At 59.1% G+C, this 21681-nt stretch carries 18 protein-coding genes; 10 read left to right on the top strand and 8 right to left on the bottom strand.

The window, feature by feature from the left end:
- Nucleotides 1–563: 563 nt before the first annotated feature.
- Nucleotides 564–1286 carry a phosphatidylcholine synthase gene (gene pcsA / locus EJA72_RS10180; RefSeq protein ID WP_178129240.1) on the bottom strand — a complete coding sequence of 241 codons (723 nt, stop codon included), beginning with the start codon at nt 1284–1286 and terminating at the stop codon, nt 564–566.
- A 277-nt stretch (nt 1287–1563) separates the two neighbouring features.
- On the opposite strand from pcsA, the gene EJA72_RS10185 reads away from it, so the two are divergent.
- From EJA72_RS10185 to ligD, 5 genes are all read left to right on the top strand, one after another.
- Nucleotides 1564–2292, top strand: coding sequence for a tellurite resistance TerB family protein (locus EJA72_RS10185; protein WP_157711337.1), 729 nt, complete (start codon nt 1564–1566; stop codon nt 2290–2292).
- A gap of 112 nt (nt 2293–2404) precedes the next feature.
- A complete protein-coding gene (locus tag EJA72_RS10190) occupies nt 2405–2848 on the top strand; it encodes a hypothetical protein (protein WP_157711338.1) in 444 nt (147 codons plus the stop codon).
- 187 nt (nt 2849–3035) lie between these two features.
- Nucleotides 3036–4424 (top strand): iron-containing redox enzyme family protein, encoded by a 1389-nt coding sequence (locus EJA72_RS10195; RefSeq protein ID WP_157711339.1) that lies wholly within the window; start codon nt 3036–3038, stop codon nt 4422–4424.
- Nucleotides 4425–4434: 10 nt separating this feature from the next.
- On the top strand, nt 4435–5427 hold the full coding sequence (locus EJA72_RS10200; RefSeq protein WP_157711340.1) for a class I SAM-dependent methyltransferase: 993 nt from the start codon (nt 4435–4437) through the stop codon (nt 5425–5427).
- Entirely contained in the window at nt 5424–7976 is a 2553-nt protein-coding gene (gene ligD / locus EJA72_RS10205) for a DNA ligase D (protein WP_157711341.1), read from the top strand. The genes EJA72_RS10200 and ligD overlap by 4 nt, the downstream gene beginning before the upstream one ends.
- On the opposite strand, the gene EJA72_RS10210 is transcribed toward ligD, so the two are convergent.
- The 4 genes from EJA72_RS10210 to EJA72_RS10225 all read right to left on the bottom strand — a co-directional run bounded on the left by EJA72_RS10210 (nt 7977) and on the right by EJA72_RS10225 (nt 11118).
- Entirely contained in the window at nt 7977–8666 is a 690-nt protein-coding gene (locus EJA72_RS10210; RefSeq protein WP_157711342.1) for a DUF3313 domain-containing protein, read from the bottom strand.
- 48 nt (nt 8667–8714) lie between these two features.
- On the bottom strand, nt 8715–9986 hold the full coding sequence (locus tag EJA72_RS10215; protein WP_157711343.1) for an OmpP1/FadL family transporter: 1272 nt from the start codon (nt 9984–9986) through the stop codon (nt 8715–8717).
- A 271-nt stretch (nt 9987–10257) separates the two neighbouring features.
- On the bottom strand, nt 10258–10536 hold the full coding sequence (locus EJA72_RS10220; RefSeq protein WP_157711344.1) for a DUF3303 domain-containing protein: 279 nt from the start codon (nt 10534–10536) through the stop codon (nt 10258–10260).
- A gap of 180 nt (nt 10537–10716) precedes the next feature.
- Nucleotides 10717–11118: a hypothetical protein gene (locus EJA72_RS10225; protein WP_157711345.1), complete on the bottom strand. Its 402-nt coding sequence runs from the start codon at nt 11116–11118 to the stop codon at nt 10717–10719.
- Nucleotides 11119–11445: 327 nt separating this feature from the next.
- Here EJA72_RS10225 and EJA72_RS10230 point away from each other — a divergent pair, with 327 nt between their 5' ends.
- The 5 genes from EJA72_RS10230 to EJA72_RS10250 all read left to right on the top strand — a co-directional run bounded on the left by EJA72_RS10230 (nt 11446) and on the right by EJA72_RS10250 (nt 16423).
- Nucleotides 11446–11943 (top strand): hypothetical protein, encoded by a 498-nt coding sequence (locus EJA72_RS10230; protein ID WP_157711346.1) that lies wholly within the window; start codon nt 11446–11448, stop codon nt 11941–11943.
- Between the two features lie 379 nt (nt 11944–12322).
- Nucleotides 12323–12880, top strand: a complete 558-nt coding sequence (locus EJA72_RS10235; protein ID WP_157711376.1) for a polysaccharide biosynthesis/export family protein — start codon at nt 12323–12325, stop codon at nt 12878–12880.
- A gap of 26 nt (nt 12881–12906) precedes the next feature.
- Complete coding sequence (locus EJA72_RS10240; RefSeq protein ID WP_157711347.1) at nt 12907–14022, top strand: hypothetical protein; 1116 nt, start codon at nt 12907–12909, stop codon at nt 14020–14022.
- 20 nt (nt 14023–14042) lie between these two features.
- Nucleotides 14043–15605: a lipopolysaccharide biosynthesis protein gene (locus EJA72_RS10245; RefSeq protein WP_157711348.1), complete on the top strand. Its 1563-nt coding sequence runs from the start codon at nt 14043–14045 to the stop codon at nt 15603–15605.
- Between the two features lie 11 nt (nt 15606–15616).
- Nucleotides 15617–16423, top strand: a complete 807-nt coding sequence (locus EJA72_RS10250; protein WP_157711349.1) for a CpsD/CapB family tyrosine-protein kinase — start codon at nt 15617–15619, stop codon at nt 16421–16423.
- A 44-nt stretch (nt 16424–16467) separates the two neighbouring features.
- Here EJA72_RS10250 and galE read toward each other — a convergent pair whose 3' ends face one another.
- From galE to EJA72_RS10265, 3 genes are read right to left on the bottom strand one after another with little or no spacing between them, the layout of a single operon-like run.
- Nucleotides 16468–17445, bottom strand: a complete 978-nt coding sequence (gene galE / locus EJA72_RS10255) for a UDP-glucose 4-epimerase GalE (RefSeq protein ID WP_157711350.1) — start codon at nt 17443–17445, stop codon at nt 16468–16470.
- A 45-nt stretch (nt 17446–17490) separates the two neighbouring features.
- Complete coding sequence (locus EJA72_RS10260) at nt 17491–20106, bottom strand: cellulase family glycosylhydrolase (RefSeq protein ID WP_157711351.1); 2616 nt, start codon at nt 20104–20106, stop codon at nt 17491–17493.
- A gap of 4 nt (nt 20107–20110) precedes the next feature.
- The gene (locus EJA72_RS10265) at nt 20111–21637 is read right to left on the bottom strand and encodes an O-antigen ligase (RefSeq protein WP_157711352.1); all 1527 of its coding nucleotides are present in this window, start codon (nt 21635–21637) and stop codon (nt 20111–20113) included.
- Nucleotides 21638–21681 lie beyond the last annotated feature (44 nt).

Raw genomic sequence — 21681 nt, forward strand, 5'->3', positions numbered from 1 at the left:
GACTGCGTAGCAGGCCCATCTTTTGGGGCCGCTACGCGACCCAGCGGGAGCAAGCTCCCTCGCCACAGGTCTCCATTTTCAATTCATCGCGCTGCAATAGAATTTTTCCGATTTTAGCCACCCGCTGCTGGGCAAAATTGGTCTAAAAATCACCTGTCGCATCGCGAGTCCCTTGCTATCCTTCAACGTGTAGGTGAAGACGCAGACTGATGCGCAAAGCGGATAGCGAGGAAACGCGGGGTAGCGTTCCGAAGGGTACACGGTTAGAAAGATCTCCGCGCTGAGATCCAGCCCTTATGCCGTGTGAAGCAGGACAGCACAAGACTGTTCTGTGGGAGGCCTGATAAACCTTGTAAGCCAGAGACCAGCGCTGGCCACCTACTCGATTTACAAAGCCCGCCTTGTGCGGGCTTTTTCGTGGCTGGCTTAGTTGTACAGCACCTGTAGGAGCGAGCTTGCTCGCGAGGGTCGTTAACGAATACGCGTGCTTGCTGGCTAAACGCGGTGTTCTTGAGTCCATCGCGAGCAAGCTCGCTCCTACAAGTTAAGGGAAACTCGCCGGCTTATTTGTGCCGCGATTCGTCGAACCACTCCAGCGCCGTGCGCCAGAAGCAGATCCCCAGGAAATAGGCCGACATCAACAGCCAAAGCCCCATCACCAGCGGGTTGATCACCGGGTGGTTGATCACCAGCGACAAACTGCACAGCAGCCAGATGGCCGTCACTGCGATGTTGATCGGCATGAAGCGACGCACGCGGAACGGGTGCAAGAACTTCATCCGGGTCACGGTCAGCAACGCCAGGCCGATGATGGTGAGCAAGGTAATCCACGGCGACGGCGCAATGATGTACAGGCACAGCGCAACCACGTTCCACGCGGCGGGGAAGCCCTGGAAGTAGTTGTCTTTGCTCTTCATGTTGACGTTGCAGAAGCAAAACAGTGATGACACCAGAATCAGCGAGATGCTCAGCAGCAGCGTGTAGTCCGGAAGCGGAACGTAGCGATAGATGAACAGCGCCGGGATGAACACATAGGTCAGGTAATCGATCACCAGGTCGAGAATCGAGCCATCGAAACTCGGTAGCACCGACTGCACGTTGACCTTGCGCGCCAGTGCGCCGTCCAGCCCGTCGACGATCAAGGCAACGCCCAGCCACAGCAGGCAATTGGTCGGCTGGTTTTCCAGCAGGGCGAGGGTCGCGAGAAACGCGGTGACCACGCCAGTGGCGGTGAAACCATGGGCGCCCCATGCTTTGAGCCTGGCGATGTGTAAGGTGGATATCACGGGGGCGTTCTCCAGAAAGTGAAGCAAGCCAGTCATTCACCCTCAGGATCGAGGGTGGCGGCAAACCGGGTCGGGTTGCAGGTATCGACCGGAAATCCGGGAATAAGGTTCACCGTCTGTAAATCTTAGCTGGGCCACCAAAAAATACTGTGGATTTATCCGGAGCAATTACCCGCCGCGCCTCAAGGCGTTCACGTCAGCCAAACGGTGGTGGCGCATTTGCCGGCGAGGACTATCGTTGCCTGACTGGATAACTTCCACCGCGGAGGACATCGTCATGAATACCAGCGATTTGCTCGAACAACTATTGCGCTCCGGACAGGGCTCGATGTCGCAACAAGGTGGCGGGGCCGGCCAGGGTGGGCTCGGCGACCTGGGCGGATTGCTCGGTGGCCTGCTAGGCGGGGGAGGCGGAGGCGCTGCCAGTGCGGGGGGCGGAGGCCTGGGTGGGTTGCTTGGTGGTTTGCTGGGCGGCGGCTCGGCCTTGGGCGGCTCGACCCAGACTCGCTCCGGTGGCGGCACCAATTATGCAGCGCTGGCTTCGCTGGGCATGATGGCTTTCCAGGCCTATCAAGCCTGGCAGCGCAATCAGGCCGCGGCAGCCCCGCAGCAGGCGCCGCGCACGGCGGATTTGTTGTCCGGCCCGGAAATCGAAGACCACAGCCATGCGGTCCTGCGTGCATTAATTGCAGCGGCCAAGGCCGATGGCCGGATCGATGACGCTGAAAAACAGATGATCAGCACTGAAATCGGTCGCCACACCGATGACCCGGAATTGCAGCAGTGGCTGGATGATGAAGTGGCCCGGCCACTGGACGCCGCCGATGTGGCGCGCTCGGCCACGGACCCGGCCATCGCCGCTGAAATGTACCTGGCCAGTGTGATGCTGGTGGACGACCAGCAGGACGCCGAGCGCAATTATCTGGATGAACTGGCGGCAGCGCTGAAGATTGATCCGCAGTTGCAGGTGCATCTGGAACAGCAGGCCAAGGGTGGCGGTGCCTGACAGGCGGCCCCACCAACCCGACCGACCATCCGAAGAACTGCCCGCTTTCCCCCGACAGCTAAAATTGATCAGGGGGATCACTTCAACGCGTCCTAAAAGCGGGAGTATCACGATGAAAATCGTATCTTCGCTGGCGTTGGTGGTAGCGGTCGGGTGGATCACTGGGTGCTCAACAGTACCGGACAACCAGGTCACCAATATTCCCCTCAACCCTACGCCCATCAATGCCGGAAGTATCGCCAGGCCCGTCATGATGCCTAGCGGCAACGCAACAGTGTTCTGGTTTGCCATCAGCGGCGAGCCCATGGGCACTGCGTTAGCCGGTCGTGTGCAGGCCTACATCTATCCCGGAAGCTGCGCCAACCTGGGTGCGAAACCGGCCTATGACATGAACGACGGCCCGAATGCGCGGTTCTACTCGTCGGCCTCGATGCGGTATTTCTGGAAGAGTGCGCCGGTCGCCGTCGACACGCTCCGCGCGGGCGGCTATGCGCTGGTTGTGCGTGAAGCCCCGGCCGATGGCGAGCAGACGCTTTTCTGCGGAAACCTGAGCTAACCCCGCCTGCAGGAGCGGTTCGAAGCCGCTCCTGCAACGGTTTCGGTATCAGGGTGCCGCGCCACATTCCCGTCTGTCAGGGCGATTTCAACCTCGATTGAATTTTTCTCCGGGCACATCGATCTGCTGCTGTAGAGACGTGTTGATTCAGCGTCCTGCCACTGGCCTCAGACCGAGAGATGCGCCCATGACTGTCCTGACTCGACTCCACTCCAGAATTACCAGCGAGCAATCGATACCGCCCCCCGGCAGCCTGAAGCAGTGCTACGAACAGTTGCTGTTGAGCGACGATGCCGAACAACGGCGCGCACTGGGTCAGCGCCTCTTGCAAACGCAGATTCAACAGGCGGCAGACCTTCCCCAGGAAATACCCGAGGACCTGTCAGCGCTTGCGAGCTTTGTCGAACAACGCAGCATCCAGGTGGCTCGCCAATACGCCGACTACCTGAAGTCGCGCAAAAACGGCGTACCGCGCCAGTTCTTCAGCAACAAGGCGCACGCGCTGTTTTTTCTGCAAGCGGTCGGCCCGACCAAAAAGGTCGACGGCGCGTGGCTGTACGGTTTGCTGCAGCACTGGCGCGACCCGCGTTTCGACGGCCTGATCTGCACCTATCTGGAAGAATTGGGCAGCGGCAACCCGGCGCGCAATCACGTTGCGATCTACAGCAAACTCCTCGCTGAACATGGCTTGCAAGACTGCGGTGTGCTGGACGACGCGTATTATCTGCAAGGCGCCATTCAGCTGGCGTTGGGTGAATGCAGCGACGAATTTCTGCCTGAAGTGATCGGCTACAACCTCGGCTACGAAATGCTGCCCCTGCATTTGCTGATCAGTGCCTATGAACTCAGTGAACTGGGTATTGATCCGTATTACTTCACGCTGCACGTGACCATCGACAATGCCAGTACCGGGCACGCGCAAAAGGCCGTGCAGTCGGTATTGCAGTTGCTGCCGATCGACGCCGATCGCGAAGAGTTCGTGCGCCGGGTCACGCTGGGTTATCGACTCAATGACCTGGGGCAGGGCAGCCGCGCCATCATCGAATCATTCGACCTCTACGCCGAAGTGCTGAACATGCTCGAGCGTAAACGCCCGTTCGGTCAGCACATGCATTCCGACTACTGCAAAGTGGAAGGCCAGACGGTCAATCAATGGCTGTCCTCGCCGGAACAGCTGCCGGGCTTTCTCGTTGCCCTGGAAAACAAAGGCTGGATCAAGCGTGATCAAGACCCGCAGAACAGCCGTTTCTGGCAGTTGATCGACGGCGATGGCGCCGCGATGTTCGGCGTGTTCAGCCCTTATGAAAAACAGCTGTTGCACGACTGGATCGCCGGTGACTGGAAGCCCAAGCGCGCCGCGCCCATGTTTCGTCGCAGCCCTGGTGCTACGACAGTCGAGCCTGAGCTGCCAGCCAACGACGCGGACATCCAGAGCTTGCAGGCCACGCTGCAAGGGCTCGCCGATCACGAGGAGATGCCGGTGCTGATTCCATGGCTGTCGGCCCGGCGCCACGCCCATCCGGCCGGTTTGATGGCCACGCGCAGGTTTATCGAACTCAGGTCCGGCCTTAGATAAGGAGCTCGTTATGAATCAGGAAGAATGCCTGGGGGCTGACGATCTGGCTTTGCTGCAGTTGGGGCGACGTTTGCAGGCTGACGGCTACCGCTTTGTCACGCCGACGCCGCTGACCCATCAGCGGGTCAATGACCGAGCGGGAGTGCAACAGGCCTCGACCCTGCGTGACATTTACGGCTGGTCCCGGGCGTTCGCTCCCGGGCTGTTGTCGGCGGACGAGCAGCGCCAGTTACTCCAGGCGGGCGTGCTCGAAGAAAATCAGGGCCGGCTTAAAAGCCGCGTGCGCTGGTCTAGCCTCGATGACTTGCTATTTGTACATTCCGGATTCCCGACGGACGCTGCGGACTCGGTGTTCTTCGGCCCGGACACCTACCGTTTTGCCCAGTTGATTCACAGCCATCTCCAGCAAAACTTCGCGCCGATCAGGCGTGCTGTGGACATCGGTTGCGGCGCGGGCGTCGGAGCGATTGTGATCGCCCGCGCGCGCCGTGAAGCCGAGGTGCTGGCGGTCGACATCAACCCGGCGGCACTACGCCTCACAGCCGTTAATGCCGCGCTTGCGGAAGTGGCCAACGTCAGCACTGAAGCCAGCGATGTGCTGGAGGATGTCGATGGCAACTTTGACCTGATCGTCGCCAACCCACCGTACATGGCCGACCCGGCCGAACGTGCCTATCGCCACGGCGGCGGCGCGCTGGGCGCTCAGTTATCGTTGCGCATCGTCGAGCAGGCGCTCAATCGGCTGGCCCCCGGCGGCTCGCTGGTGTTGTACACCGGCGTGGCGATGGTGGACGGGCGCGATCCATTTCTACAGGCGCTGGCGCCGTACCTGGATTCAAAGCAGTTCGGCTGGACCTATCGCGAGCTCGATCCCGACGTGTTTGGCGAAGAGCTGTTGACCCCGGGATATCAGCGGGTGGAAAGGATCGCGGTGGTTGCGCTGATCGTCACACGCATGGGCCCGGGCCTCGGGGAAAACGTTGAGTGGGCAGGGGTGTCATGAACAAGAATCTGGATGACTACAACCGCATGCGCGATTTCTCGGCGACGTCCGAACCGGCCGCCCGGCGGTCAGGCAAAAAAATCGCGAAAGACCATGCCTTGCAGTTCTGCATCCAGAAACATGACGCCTCGCACCTGCACTATGATTTTCGGCTGGAACTGGATGGCGCGCTGAAAAGCTGGGCGGTGCCGAAAGGTCCGTCCCTGGACCCGAAGGTCAAACGCCTGGCGGTGCACGTCGAAGACCATCCGATTGACTACGCGACCTTCGAGGGCAACATCCCCGAAGGGCATTACGGCGCCGGCGATGTGATCGTCTGGGACCGCGGCGTGTGGATTCCCCAGGACGATCCGGCCAAGGCCTACGCCAAGGGCAAGCTCAAGTTCGAGCTCAAGGGCGAAAAACTCGCGGGCCTGTGGAACCTGGTGCGCACGCACATGCCGGGCAAGCAAGAGCAATGGTTTCTGATCAAACATCAGGATGGCGCGGCCAAACCCGAAAGCGATTACGACGTGGTCGCCGCCGAACCGGACAGCGTGCTCAGCGACCGGACCCTTGTGCCCAAAAAGGCCAAAACGGCGGCCAAACCCAAACCGGTCAAAAAGCCTGCGCGCAAAGTAGCGCCCCACGCACACTCGGCGAAACTCACCGGTGCGCACAAAGCCAAACTGCCGGACCTGATCAAACCCGAACTGGCCACGCTCGTGGAAAAAGCCCCGGACGGCCAATGGAGCTACGAAATCAAGTTCGACGGTTACCGGATCATGGCGCGCATCGACCACGACAAGGTCATGCTCTTTACCCGCAACGGCCATGACTGGACCCACAAACTGCCGGCGCAAGCCGAAGCCTTGGCCGCGCTGGGGCTGGAATCCGCCTGGCTCGACGGCGAGATGGTGGTCGCGAACGAGGAGGGCGTCCCGGATTTCCAGGCGTTGCAAAATGCGTTCGACTCGGGCCGCAGCGGCAACATTCTTTACTACCTGTTCGATATGCCTTACCTCAATGGCGTGGACCTGCGCGAGGTGCCGGTCGAGGAACGGCGCGTGGCGCTGTCGACGGTGCTCAATGCCAACAAATCTCCCTTGCTGCGCTTTTCCGACTCGTTCGGCGAAGCACCGGAAGCGCTGCTCAACAGTGCCTGCCAGATGCAGATGGAGGGTTTGATCGGCAAGCGCCTGGGTTCGCCTTATGTGTCGCGACGCAGCAGTGACTGGATCAAGCTCAAGTGCAAGCATCGACAGGAATTTGTCGTGGTCGGGTTCACCGACCCCAAAGGCTCGCGCAACGCGTTCGGCGCCTTGCTGCTGGGCCTGCATGATCGCGATAGCGGCGAGTTGCGCTACGCGGGCAAGGTCGGCACCGGCTTCAATGAAGCTTCCCTGAAAAACATCTATGAACAACTCAAGCCGTTGAAGGCGAAGAAACCGGCAGTGGTCAATCCGCCGAGCGGCTTCGACGCCAAGGGTGTGCACTGGCTCAAACCCGTGCTGTTAGCGGAAATCGCCTTTGCCGAAATGACCAAGGATGGTTCCGTGCGCCATGCCGTGTTCCATGGCCTGCGCGACGACAAGCCCGCACAAGACATCACCGAGGAGCGTCCGACCGTGGCGAAGGCCAAAGAGAAAACTACTGAAAAACCTGCACCCTCACAGATCGGCCTGGACAAGGGCAAGGTGCGCATCACGCACCCGGACCGGGTCATCGATGCCAGCAGCGGCACCACGAAAGTGCAGCTGGCGGAGTACTACGCCAGCGTCGCCGAATGGATTCTGCCGGAGCTCAAAGACCGCCCGGTGGCGCTGGTGCGAGCGCCGGACGGCATCGCCGGTGAACTGTTTTTCCAGAAGAACGCCGAGCGCCTGGCCATTCCGGGGATTACCACCCTGGACAAGGACGTCACGGGCCAACCGGTGATGATCATCAACAATGCTGAAGCGCTGATCGGTGCCGTGCAGATGAGCACCGTGGAATTGCACACCTGGAATGCCACCTCGGACAAACTGGACAAGCCCGACCGCTTTGTCCTCGATCTCGACCCCGACCCGGCGCTGCCCTGGAAAAGCATGGTCGAGGCCACTCAGCTGACGCTGTCGGTGCTGGATGAACTGGGGCTCAAGGCGTTCCTCAAAACCAGCGGCGGTAAAGGCATTCACCTGGTGGTGCCGTTGACACGCAAGCTCGGCTGGGACGAGGTGAAGGACTTCAGTCACGCCATTGTCAGCCATATGGCCAAGCTGCTGCCGGAGCGGTTTTCCGCCGTGTCCGGGCCCAAGAACCGGGTTGGCAGGATCTTCATCGATTACCTGCGCAACGGCCTGGGCGCGACCACCATCTGCGCGTACGCCGCGCGCACCCGTGAAGGGCTACCGGTGTCGGTGCCGATTTTTCGGGAAGAGGTGGCAGAACTGAAGGGCGGCAATCAGTGGAACGTGCACACCGTGCATGAACGCCTGGCCGAAGTCGGTGACGAGCCCTGGGCTGGTCTGAAGAAGACCCGGCAGACGATCACCGCCGACATGCGTCGGCGGGTCGGCATGAAGCAGTGATCAATACGCTTGCGGCTTGCTGATAAAGGCCTGGAAGTCGGTGCCCAGTTTGTCGATCGCCGCCTTGAAGTCTTTCGCGGTGATCTTCTGACTTTCGTTTGCCAACTGTGTACCAAACACTTTGCGCACGACCTTGGCCACCGTCTCGTTGGACTTGGCGTCGATGAACTCGGCTTCGATAAACAGTTCTGTGTCCTGATCCCGATGGCCTGAGGCCGCTTGTGTCGCGCCCACTACGGCCGCGATGGGAACCACTTCATACCACTTCATGCCTTCATTCGATGCGCTGACCCCGGTAATCGCCGCGCGCATGATCAAGGTTTTTGCGCCTTTGGGTGCGGCACTTGCGCTGGGGACCACGCGGTATTTCTGCCCCAGGGTACTTCTGGCCTTGGCGGTCATGTAGTTCTGGATGTCGTCCAGCGTCTGCCGGTTGACGCGCTCATCAGGCTTGGGCGCCGGGTAGAGCTCCAGTTTGTTGAACGCTACGGTGTCATACGCGTTCGGGTTCCACGACGGGCTGACCCAACGCATGGCGGTTCCACCACTGGGCGTCTCGACTTCCTGCAGGTTGTTGTAGTTGGAGAGGTAGCCTGAATACTGTTCCTTCTCGGTGACTTTCGACGTACAGCCGGCAAGCAGCAGACTGGCCATTGCAGCGCCGACGAACAATTTTCGGGAGAGGTTCATAGTGGGGTGTGCTCCATGGATTAGGTCGTTTTTTCGGTAGCAAGGGCGTCAGAATCGCCACGTCATGTTTCCGGTCACCGCTTGAATCCAGGCACTGTCGAATTGACCGGAAATTCGATTGCCTGACGTGGATTTGGTCTGGTCCACCGGCATGTCGCCGAGCCAGACCATGGCCCAGCTGACGTTGACGTCGGTGTCCTTGTTCAGAGCATAGGTGACTCCCGTCGCAAGGCGCCAGGATTCGGCCATGGGCACGGTGACGGTGCGATTGCTGTCAGAAACGGCACTGCTGTCGTAGGCCACGCCGACGTTCCACAGCAGTTCTTTGGTCGCCTGGTATTGCGCACCCAGCGCGAGTTGCCAGGTGTCCTTGTAGTTGCCGTTGATGGTGGTCGATCTCGCATTGCCCGCGCTGGTGTCGACATCAATCCCGACCTCGCCGAACTCTGACCAGTCCTGCCAGTTGACCGAGGCAAGCAAGGCCCACTGCGGGTCGAGTTGCTGGAACAGGCTAAGGGTGACGGTCTGCGGCACCGTCACATCGAGTTGGGTGTTCGCCCCGTTCAAACGGTCCAGCAGCGGGCCGTTACCCTTGATGTCCAACCCGTCTTCGAAACTCAGGTCGACCTTGCTGGTGTACGCGAGGCCGATCCGGGTGCCCGTTTGTGGGGCGTAGATCACCCCCACATTCGCGCCAAAACCCCAATCGGTGTCTTTGTACTTGAACTGGCCATCGCTGCGGTCGGTGAGGCCGAACGGTGAACGGTCGATGGCGGTCTGGGCTTTCAACATGCCGTACATGGCTTTGACGCCGACGCCCACCGACCATTGCTCATTGAAGCGATACGCCACGCTGGGCACCATCGACAAACCGAGCAGGCTGGAGTTTTGCGCGAAGTAGCGCCCCGACCAGTCGTTGTCATAGTTGACGGCCAGGCCGAAGTCGCCGTACTGGCCGAAGCCGATGCTCCAGTGATCGTCCAGTTCATGGCTGATGAAAAAGCTGGCGCCGGGAATCGGGTCAAGGGCGTTGCCACTGCCGCTTCCGGAAACATTGGTACCCGAGTCGCGATTGAAGGTCAGATCGCCGTAGAGCACCTGCAAACCACCGGTGATTTGAGTGCCCGGCAGGTAACTCATGCCCGCGGGGTTGCTGGCAATAGTAGAAGGGCCTTGTGCTCGTGCCGCGGCACCGGCATTGGCAAGGCCAGCGTTATCAGTGCCGATTTCGTAGAGCATGATGCCGCCGGCGTGAGCCTGCTGACAGCACAGCGCAAGTAGAGGGAAAGCGAACATCGAGGCTGATTTTTTCCTACTCATCCTGAAATCCTGTGCAATGGCGCCAGTGCTTTAGAGCAGTCTCCCGACGGCTCTGGAATTTGGATCCCCCGCGAAAGAGAGTAGGTATGAATCGTGAAATATCCAGTAATTCATACACAGACCAGCGCCTGATGTTTCGAAGGTTGGCCGCGGAGGCTGATTGAGATGTGCAGTGACATCGCATCACTGGAAGGGCAGGGCCTGCAGGAACTGACGCAATGTGCGGCAGCCCCGGCAGGTGATTGCGAATCGTTGATTGTTGCGTCGCTCGCTATTGACCGACAGTGGCGGCCAGCAGCGGCGCCATTTGCTCGTCGGTCAACGCGGCATGGACTTCCATGTTCATGAGGTCGTTCCAGTCCAGCACCCATTTCTGAATCGCCACACCATCACTCGCCTCGGCAATCCCGAAGCCGGCGGACCCGCCAACGGCGTGCCAGCGTCCCTTCATCGTAACGCCCGGTGGTGGGGCGCCCCCGGTCCTGAGAAAACGTTCGATTGCTGCATTACGGTTATCCGGGCTGATCGACCAACTGACTATGAATAACATCGGCCACCTCCTGTTGCGGAATGGCACCTGTTCCTTCACTCACCTGGTCGGCGCCGGGACCAGGGTCGCACGCGGGTTTCCACTTCCGTCCTGGCTGGTTTACAGCGACTGCTCCCATGTGAAGGCATAGCAGCGCGCCGCGCGCCGTGTACGACCGCTGATCATCCTGTTCAAGGGGGGTCAAGCGTCGCGCAACAGGTCGTTGGCGTTGAGCAGTTCGTAGGCGATCTCCGGTCGCTTTTCCAGCGAACGGCGAATGGCGGCGGGGATTGCGGCACGAGTCTTGCGGCACAAACCGGGCAGTTCGCCGAGGCTGATATTGATGCCGCGCATGGTCCGTACTTCATTAAAGCCAGGGGCAATGTTTACGCGCAGCCCCAGCTGTTGGTACATGCGCTGTTGCAGTCGTTCTAGGTCGCCGAGGCTCTGCAGGTTTTCGAGGCGCTCGATCAGGCGTTTTTCCTCGGTGCGGGTCAGCAACAGGATGCGCACATCCGCCCCCGGAGTTTCCAGCAACGGGTCACGCCCGCAGTCGCAGGCGCCGGGCGGGCAGGGTTGGCGGATCGGAGCTGAGGTCGTCATTGGGTTCAATCATAGAGCTCAGTGATCGGGTTTGCCCACAGGATTTGAGGTCTGGGGCGTGCGAGCAGGCGCTGAGTGACGACTCCCTGACGGTCAATTGGGGCCAATGGGAAAACCTCAGGCTTTTTCATATGGATAGCGCGATCGATTGAGGTATATACCTTTCGTCGTGTCGTAAAATTGACGCCACTTCGTGAAAATTTATATTTCGATTAATTATTGTGACGAGCTATTGACGTAATGGCTATGTGCTTATACATTTCACTTAACCTGATACGAAATCCTTCATCCACAAACGAGCAACCCTCTGCGCAGGGAGGCGGTGTTATGCATACGAAACTTGTGATTAAAAACGTTTTGATGTTGATGCTCCTCAATGGCGCAGCGATTTCAGGGGCTCACGCCACCACTTTGACGAATGAAATTAGTCGGATAGGTAGCACTTGCGTGGATGCCGCGCCTCAACTTGGTGCGGCTCTGGAAGAGCACCCAAGTGGCGCGTTGTATGCGTTTGGAAACGTCCTTGGCGTGCCTTCTTCTATCACCGATAAGTACTTCGATGATGGTCAGGCGACCAAATCCAATAGCAACAACAATCAAACGGCGACTGGCGCTTCCGTCAATAGTTTATCGTGCGACGGTTTAATGGCGGCTCTTTCCAATGCTCCGTTAGTGGTTGATTTGTCTAACGAGGATAAGGGTCTGGCGAGTGGTGCTGACGCCCTCATTAGTCAATCGAAGGCTGTACCATTGCCAGCGGCGGCCTGGTTGTTTTCGTCTGCATTGCTGGGCTTTATCGTGGTTGCCAATCGTCGGAAGGTATAAGGGTTGTTCTGGCATCAAGAACCGGAGTGTTCACTTGCCGGAAAAGATGAAGTGTTAATGGTTTGAAGATTTTAAAGTTTAGAGGGAATGCTTAGTTAACGATAACTGAAGTAAGTTGGTTGCGTTAGTTGGGTGTTCGCTTGAATGGTTTAATTTTGACGCTGGGTGTCGGGGGGCAGTATGTACAACTCCAACCTATTGTTAAATAAAGCTATTTTTGTTTTGCGGCTTCCTTTTTGGTGACTGATCGGTTGCGTCAGAATGAAATGGGTTGCCAGAAGCACTGTTTGATCGCTTGTTTGACGCGAAATGGGATAGAGTGATTTGGCCCCGTTTTTATGTAAAACTCCTGCATGGCCATTTAGGCGGAGGGATCCCGATGTTGCGTTTATTAGTTCCTGTACTCTGCGCGCTGGCTATTTTGCCCGGCGTCTCCAGTGCTGACGAAAAGAGCACCGACTACACGCTGAAGCCGGGCGACAACATCGTCGTTTCCGTGTGGGGCGAAGACAAGATGCGCGAGGAAGTGCGTGTACTTCCCGATGGCAGCATTACCTTTCCACTGGCGGGGAAGGTCGACGTTCAAGGCCTTGACTCTACGGGCGCCGCAAAGAAAATCGCTACCGAACTTGAAAAATTCATTCCCTATGCGAATGTCAGCGTTGTCATCAAGAGCATTGAAGGCAACGTCGTCTATGTGCAAGGCAAAGTACTGAAGCCGGGGCCCGTGCCGATGCCGGGTTCGCTTGATGTATTGCAAACCCTGAGCAACACAGGCGGTTTCGACAAGTTCGCGGACAAAGACAAGATCAAGGTCATTCGGCGCAGTGGCTCCAAGCAATTGGTGCTGCCGGTGCACTACAGCGACCTGATCTCCGGGGATGACATGTCCACCAACATTCAACTCCAGGCCGGCGATACGCTGGTCGTGCCTTAGCTTTGCGCGATGCGATAAGGAATATCTTGCCTGTGCTGCGAACAACTGGAATTGCGACGGCCATCCTGACCTTACCGTGTTCCGGTGTGGCCTATGCCGCCACCTGGCAATCGTCAGCCGTGGTGCCATCGACTGTCGAGTACGACAGCAACCCCGTGCTCGTTTCTAGTAACGAGAAGGGCGTGACCCGCACCATTATCGCCCCCGATCTGACGCTCGTCGGCACTGCCGACCGCGATCAGTTTACGTTCGGTCTTGGGGTGAACGTGGTGCGTTCGTCGGATACGTCCATCGTGACGGACCGTGAAGACCCCGATTTGAGAGTCGGCTGGCAGCGCGAGACTGAAACCGGTGGTTATGGTTTGAAGGCGCGGTATGTCGAGAGTTCGACGCTCGCCACTGAGGTTCTGCAAACCGGCGTTATTGCTCCCGACGGGACGCAAAAGCTGAGCACGTTCGGCGGCAACTGGAGTACGGCGCTCAGCGAGCGTACTACGCTGGTTAACGAAACCGAATACAGCCACGCCACGTACGACATTGCCACGTTGACGGACTACGACGAACTGGCGAACCGGCTGAGTTTGAACTATGCATGGAGCGAGCGTGTGGAGCTTTTCACGCGCTTGGGTGCAAAGCGTTATGAACCGGAGAAGGGATCTGCGGTGTCGTCCTCAAACAGTTACACCCCCGTAGTGGGCTTGAACTACGACATCTCGGATCGACTGAAAGGGTCGGTTTACGCAGGTGTCAACAAAACCACTGGCACGGACGGAAGCCCTACTGGCCAGGGCGGCGTTTCGTTGCAGTACACCGGTGACCGTATCGAGACCAGTTTCGACGCCAGTCGCAGTACTGTCGCCAGCGGTGACGGCGGGTTTGTCGAGCTGAGTAATGTGCACGGGAACTGGAGCTACGCCATCGACGATACCCGTCGTGCCGGCGTTGAGTCCTCGTGGCAAAAAACCAAGGGCATCACACCGAACACCCTGCGCGATGTAGGCGCCTGGTTCAGCCAGGAGCTCTCGCCTTTTTGGGTGGCCCGCCTATCCTACACGTACAAAGAACGCCAGCAAGATGGCTTGCCGGATGCCAACGCAAACGTCGTCGGGTTGACCTTGACTTATAGTCACCCGGATTTCTGACATTCAGCTCTGTGAACATTATGACTTCTGAATACGAAATGTCGGTTAACGACTACATCGCCATCATCAAGCACCGCGCGGTGCTGTTGATCGTGAGTGCTGTGGTCATCCTTGGCGTGTGCGTGATGGTCGCGATCTCGCTTCCGCCCACCTATGAGTCTTCCGGCACGATCCTGGTCGAGTCCCAGCAAATCTCCCCGGACCTGGTGGCGGCGAACAACAATACCTTTGCCGACGAGCGCATCGAAGTCATTCGCCAGCGCGTGATGACCCGTGAGCATCTGGAAGCGATCATCAACAAATACAACCTTTTTGCTTCGCAAAGCCGTCAGCTGAGCGTGACCGAGAAGATTGACGAAATGCGCAATGCAATCACCGTTTCGCTTGTCAGCGCGGCTGTCAAAGGACGCGGAGAAGTGACCATTGCGTTCCGCCTTGGCTTTGAGCACCGCGAGCCAGAAGTTGCGAACAAAGTCGCCAACGAACTGGTGACGCTGTTCCTCGATGAAAACATCAAGCAGCGCACCGAGCGCGCCAGTGAGACCACCGAATTCCTGACGCAGGAAGCGGACAAGCTGCGGGTCGAACTGGAAGCCCTGGAAAACCGCCTGGCAGACTTTAAGCAGGCACACAGCAACGCGCTGCCTGAGCATCAAGAGTTGCGCATGAACATGTTGTCGCGCGCCGAAACCGAACTCAAAGAGGTCGACCGCGACTACAAGGCAGCCCGCGAGGAGCTGCGCTTCAACGAACTCGAGGTCTCCGCGGCCAGTGCTGGCGTTGCCAAGCCAGGCGCGGCGGGTGCGGCGGCTGATAAACCGCAAGACCTGGGCAGCTTGAAGGCGGAGTACGCCAGATTGTTGTCGCTGTACACCGAAGCCCACCCCGATGTGCGCGCCGTCAAACGCAAAATTGCTGCACTTGAATCTGCCAGCGGTAACGCGGGCAGCTCGGTGGCGCCGGTCAGCCTGGACGTTGCCAAGGCTCAGGCCCGTGTAGGCGCCTCGCAGGCCCGGATCAATTCGCTGGCCGATCAGAAGCGCGAAATACTGAGTAAAATCGACGCCTACGAGGCGCAGATTCTTGAGACGCCGCAAGTCGAGCGTGGCTTGGTCACCCTGATGCGTGACCATGACAACGCGCGTAAAAAATATGAAGAGATTCGCACGAAGGAAATGGGTGCGAAGATTTCCGAAAGCCTGGAACAGGAAAACAAAGCGGAGCGCTTCGTGCTTCTCGAATCGCCGCTGATGCCCGAAAAACCGGTGAGACCGAACCGCAAGAAAGTGGTTGCCATGGGCTTTGTCCTCGCCCCGGTGGGTGCCGGTGCACTGGTCATGCTGCTCGAGATGCTGAGCCAGCGTGTACGCGGTGTCGAGGCTCTGGGCAGTGTGGTCGGCCGGCGTGTTCTGGCGTCCATTCCCTACATTCACACCAAGGCGGAACTGGCACGTCGCAGGAAGTGGCAAACGCTTGTAGTCCTCGGTGGGGTCGTCATAATTGCGATCTTCTTGGTGCTCGTGCACTTCCTCTACATGCCTCTGGACCTTATCGTTGTTAAAACGCTGGGCCGGTTTGCATAAGGAATATAGACATGGAAATTATCAAGCCCGATACCGGGAATTCCGGGCAGCAGCCTTCGTCAGGTCTCGTGACAACGCCGAAGGCGCTGGCAGCGACCGCGCAATCTGCCAATCTGAATGCGCTCAGCTACAAGCAAACGAAAGTGGTACCGCTGCGCCTGGATCATCTCGAGCGCCACCGCATTGTGGCTTACAACAAGAATTCGAACCTGAGCGGGGCTTTTGACCTGCTGCGTACGCAAGTTCTGAAAATCATGGAAGAAAATGGCTGGCGCACGCTCGCCATCACTTCGCCGACGCCAGAAGCAGGCAAGACGGTGCTGGCGATCAACCTGGCCATGAGTATCGCGCATCACACCACCAAGACCGCCTTGCTGGTGGATTTCGACTTGCGTCGTCCAACCGTGGGCTCGTGCCTGGGGTTGCCGATGGATAAATCGCTCAATGAGTTGCTCTCCGAACAGGCAGAACTGCAAGAAGTCCTGGTCAACCCGACCTTGCCACGCTTCGTAGTGTTGCCGACGCGTCAGCCGATTCCGCACTCCACTGAGGTGCTGTCGTCGCCATTGGTGAGCCATCTGATTACCGAGTTGCGCGAGCGCTATCACGAACGTATCGTGATTTTCGACCTGCCGCCGTTGTTGAGCTCGGACGATGCGATCACTGTCCTGCCTAAATTCGACTGTGTCCTGCTGGTGGTCGCCAACGGCATGAACAGCAAGAAAGAGATCGAGGAAAGCCTGCATCACCTGGGCACGGCCAACTTGATCGGCACGGTGCTGAACAAGGCCGAGCCCCAGAACCGCTCCTACTACTAGGGCGGTCCCCTCAGGCGCTCGGCGTTATACGCCAGCGCCGACGCTTAGTGCCAAGGGTACTTTTGCTCCCAATTCCACGCGTGCGTCACGATCTGTTCGAGTGACGCAAACCGCGGCTGCCAACCCAATACCGTGTAGGCCCTTCGTGGATCGGCCACGAGGCGTGGCGGATCGCCGGCGCGGCGTGGCGCTTCCCCGACGACGATGTCCTGCCCAGTCACCTGGCGCGCCGTTTCTATCACTTGCTGTACCGAAAACCCTTGCCCGTTTCCGAGGTTGAAGGCTGTGCTTACGCCTCCCGCCTGCAGATAGTCCACGGCCAGTGCGTGAGCGGCCACCAGATCGGCAACGTGCACGTAGTCGCGAATGCAGGTGCCATCAGGCGTGTCGTAATCGCGGCCAAACACGGTAATGCTGGCGCGCCGGCCTGAGGCGGCTTGCAGGATCAGTGGCAGCAGGTGGGTTTCCGGTTCGTGGCGTTCACCCAGCTGTCCTTCAGGGTCCGCTCCGGCGGCATTGAAGTAGCGCAGGCAAACCGACTTCAGGCCGTAGGCGCGATCGAAGTCTTCAAGAATCTGCTCCACCATCCACTTGCTGCGGCCATACGGGTTGATCGCGGCCTTGGGGTGGTCTTCGTCGATGGGCACGTATTCCGGGTCGCCATAGACGGCGGCAGTCGAGGAGAAAATGAAATTTTTGACCCCCGCACGAACCATGGCTTGAAGGAGTGTCAGGGTGGCCGCCAGGTTGTTCTGGTAATACTTGCCCGGCTCGACAACGGATTCACCCACCTGGATGAATGAGGCGAAGTGGAACACGGCATCAAAGTGTTCGTCGGCAAACAAACGGTCCAGGGCGGGCGCGTCGGCAATGTCCAGCTCGACCAGTCTGCCGCCCGTCAAGGCGCTGCGGTAGCCCGTGGAGAAGTTGTCTGCCACCACCGGTTCGTGACCCGCGCGCAGCAGGTGCTGCACCATGTGCGAGCCGATATAACCTGCACCGCCAACCACCAAAAATTTCATCCTGTCCTCCTGGAAACTGTTGCCGTGCAACGGCGAAGTCGAGCGTCAGCGCGCGACACTTTTTTTCAGAAACAGCCAATTGTTCGCTTGCCGGCCGTCGAGCTTGATCGTGTAGCGACCATCGGCGTAGGTCGCGGGCAGCTCTTTCATTTGCGCAAGGACGCCATGGGTGAACAGGGTCAGGCCTTGCGGTGCCTGAATGGTCAGCGTGCCTTCCACAGGTTCGACATAGAAGGGCGTCTTGCCGTCGTCTGGCGCGATGGCGCGGGCGCCCAGCGAAATGAGCAAATCCTGTGACTTGGCGACGGGCACGTTGTCCAGGCTCTGCACCACCACACTGGCGTTCGCCGTTTTCATACGCACCTGGACGTTGCCAAGACTGATCGACTCGCCACCGATCCAGCCAGTGGCCGCCTGGGTGCGCGGCGTGTCGATGGTGTAGATGCCTTGTTTCCAGTTGCGCTTCAGTTCGCCGGTGTCGGTGGTGGATTCGGTGGCGTTGGCGTCCAGTAGCGACTGGTCGGGGTCATGAAACACCTGCGCATCGTTCGGGATAATGCCCGGCTGCAGCCACGGCAATTCCGGCGTCTGCGGCATGGCGATCTGCAGCTTGCCTTTCTCCATGGCAGTGCGCAGCAGCGCAGAGTTGGCCGGCGAGATGTTCTGGTTGAACAGCGTGGCCGGTGTCGGTGCGAACACATACGTGGTGTTGGCTTCGCGGACATCGGCGCGGCGATACAGCAAGGCAGCGGCGGGCAGGGTGGCCAGTGTTGCCGGGTCGTTATAGGCGTGCCAGTTGCTGGCCGTCATCCATTCGCCGGTCAGCGGCTCCTGGCTGTAGGCGTATTGCATCAGTGCGTCCCAACCCTGGTGGCTGGCGGTGCCGGCGATGTAAAGCGGCAGCGAGTGGCGGTCGGGCGTCGGGAACGGTTCGTTGTTCCACTCGGTAACGGTCAAGGGTTTGCCGGTGACCTGGCCGGCGCCAATCCAGTCGAGCAAACCGGCGCTGGTAAGCGGGTTTTTCTCGAGCTGCCCGAGGCCGCCGTAACTGTGCATGTCGATCACGTCACCGGAGGTCAGAGCCGGCAGGGAATTCAGGCCATCACCGCCCCAACTGCTGGTGGTCGCGATGGGCACCTTCACGCCAAGCGAGCGCAGGTGCTGAATCATGTCGACGTCGAAATTGCGTTCCAGATCGTTGAGGAACAGCTTGGACGGGCCGGGCTCCCAGGAACGCCAGGTTTGACCGGGCGGCAAGTCATGCTGCTTGGCAAAGCTCTCGGCCGCCTGCATGTAGAGCTTGCTGTGTTTCGGCACGTCCTTGTCGGGCAGCAGGGCATTGCCATAGTGATGGGTGACGTCGTTTTCGTTGGTGATCAGTACGGCCGCCACCGCCGGGTCGTCCTTGTAGGCGAGGCCGGTGTAGCTGTTGACGTGGGTCATGTAGGCCGCGGCAAAACGCTTCATTGCCTGTTGAATGGTGATGTTCACATAGGCGTAGCCTTTGAGGTCGGCGTTGCCGGCGCTGTTTTTCGGCATCTCTTCGAAGCCGAAAATGTTGTCTTTTGCCGTAAAGGTGCGTTCGACGTGCATGTCGAGCCACACATAGATGCCTTCGTCTTTCAGGCACTTGATCCACCAGTCGATTTTTTTCAGCGATTCCGGGCTCAGTTGCTGGGTGTCTTTTGTGAGGCTGGGGTCGCCGAAAATATTCGGGCTGACCCACGGGGAATCATGGTGGTGAAGACGCACAAGATTGAAGCCCAGTGCCGACAGGCGTTTGGCCTGCTGCTTGATGGCTTCGTCCGAGGTGCGGAACACGGCGTACGACGTGACGTTGGTGCCCCAGAAACGTGCCGGGGTGTTGTCGGCGAAGACCAGCTTTTCGCCGGACGCCTTGACGAAGCCGCGCTTGCCCGCCGGTTTTTCGTCGGCGTTGAGAAAGGACAGGTCCACCGGGGAGGTTTTGAAGTCGAGCTTGTCTGTCGGCCAGCTCTTCGGGTCCGTCAGGCCGAAGCGCTCGGACGTGGTGGGGCCGAGGTCCACATCGCCCGCAAGGCTTAACGTGGCCTTGATGTTCTGCTGGCCAGGTTTGATCGTGTTTTTGTAGAAGAAAGCGCGCACTTCGGATTTGTCACCCGGCTCAAAGTACACACTCGCCAGAGCCGGTTCAAAACGCATCTCGATGCGACGCCCTTGGGCATTCCCCCAGGACCAGCCTTTGTTGTCGGGGAGCAACACCGGCTCGCCCATCTCTCCGGTAATGAGCGCAGGGTCGAACTTGAAGACGACCCCGCCGCCCATCACGTTGGATTTCGTGCTGTGCGCATCCAGGGCGAAATTCCAGGTCAGCGTATGCTCGCCTTCCTTCTGGATTTTCGTCGCCAGGTCGAAGTCCAGCGCCTTGTTCTGGCCGGTAAGCGAGTAATTGAACGGGGCATTTACCTTGAACTCGGTCGGAAAACCGGTCCATCCCCAGTTGCTCTCGAAGAACAGGAATGAAGACGCAACCGCCGGGTTGCCGCCATGCACCAGCGTCGGCAGGCCGCTCTGGTCATCGACGCTGGCTACCCAGTCCGAGGCCCAGGTGCCGGTCGGCCACAGGGAAAAAGACAACACAACCGGAAGCAGCAAGCGGGCGCTACGAAGAAAGGGGGCCATGGAATTACCGGAGTTGGAGGTGGGCACTCGCAGTGACTGCAGGTGAGGTTTGCTTGAGCCTGCGCGCCATCTGGGCATAGGCAACGCCCAGTCCGGCCACGGACCAATACACCACGGGAATCACCGTGATGCTGCTGACGGTAACGATGGTGATCAAGACGCCAACCATCGTCGCCAGGAGCGCACGCCCAAGTCGGCGGGCCTCATCGTCTTTATTGGGGTAGGCACGTATTCCCTTGCGGATGCCCTGCAGGACACTGGCGAAGAACAGCACGAACAGCGCCAATCCAATCAGGCCGAACGACAGCGCTACACCGATATAGGTATTCACGATATCGATGATCCCCTGGCCCTGGGTCAAGGACTGCATTTCCGGGGTGTTACGGTAGTCGAAGGAGCCGAACCAGGGATTGCGCTGGATCACGATCACTGCGTTATCGAACAAGCGCTGGCGGTAGGTGATGTTCTCGACTTCCACCGTACCGATGAACGGCAGCAGGTCGAGCACTTTCTGTCCGCCCGGCACGACGGCCAGCAGGGGCAGGGCCAGCACGCCGGCCAGACCCAGCATCATCAAGCGTTTGACGGCTTTGCGGCCGGTGCCGATGAACACGATGATCAGGGTGGCCGCGCCGATCCATGGGCCACGTGACAGCGGCGCGAACAGGCCGCCGGCGAGCAGGAGCGCGCCGAGCGATCGTTGCATTTTGCTGCGCACATCCTCTTGCAAGTACAGGTAGAAGCCGATGGCGACACTGATGACGAAACCCAGTGCGATGGCCTGGCCGGTGGTGACGCTGGCGCGCAATGAGCCGCCGCGGGTCAGGTAGCTGGACATTTCCCATTGCATGCCCATGGCTTCCGTCAGCGCGCTGTACAGCAGCCAGTTCTTGGCGAACTCGAACATGCCGAGCAGTGACAGGACCATCGCGGCGAGTACAAAACCCAACATAGCGTTCTTGAAATCGCTGAGGGTCTTCAGTGCCCGGCTGGCAACGTAATACGGTAAAAAAACTTCGAGGAACAGATACAGCGTTTGGCGCAAGGTATCGGTGACCGTGGTTTCGCGCAGGTAAAGCAGGCTCGTCAGCACGAGGCTGGCGGCCAGGAATTTATCAGGCCCGGTGCGCCCGAATGGCACTGTATCTGCTCGACTGCGCAGCGTCAGAAAAGCCGGCAGCAAGACGCACAATGACAATAGGCGGACATGGTTGAGGGCAAAGAAATAGTTGACCATGCCCAGGCCGGAAATCTGCGCCGAAGCCGTCGGCACCAGAAACAGCAGCAGGAAAAACAGCGCCACGGGGTTGCGTTCGCGCTTGCGTGCAACGATCAGGACGATAGCGGTGATGCCCGCATACACCCAGAAACTGTGCGAGATGAACGCCAGCACCGTCAGCGCAAACCATAGATTGCGGCGTCGGGTGAAGTCGTCGCGAGGGATCAAGTCCAATGCGGGTCGGCGTGCGAACAAAAAGACGACGCCGGCCAGCGCCAGGATTACGATTAACGCGCGAATATGTTCAGGCATGGGTGATTGGACTTATTAATAGGTGAACGACAGCTACTAGTGGA

It is taken from the genome of Pseudomonas sp. PB120 (assembly GCF_009761815.1).
In the GTDB taxonomy this organism is placed as follows: Bacteria; Pseudomonadota; Gammaproteobacteria; order Pseudomonadales; family Pseudomonadaceae; genus Aquipseudomonas.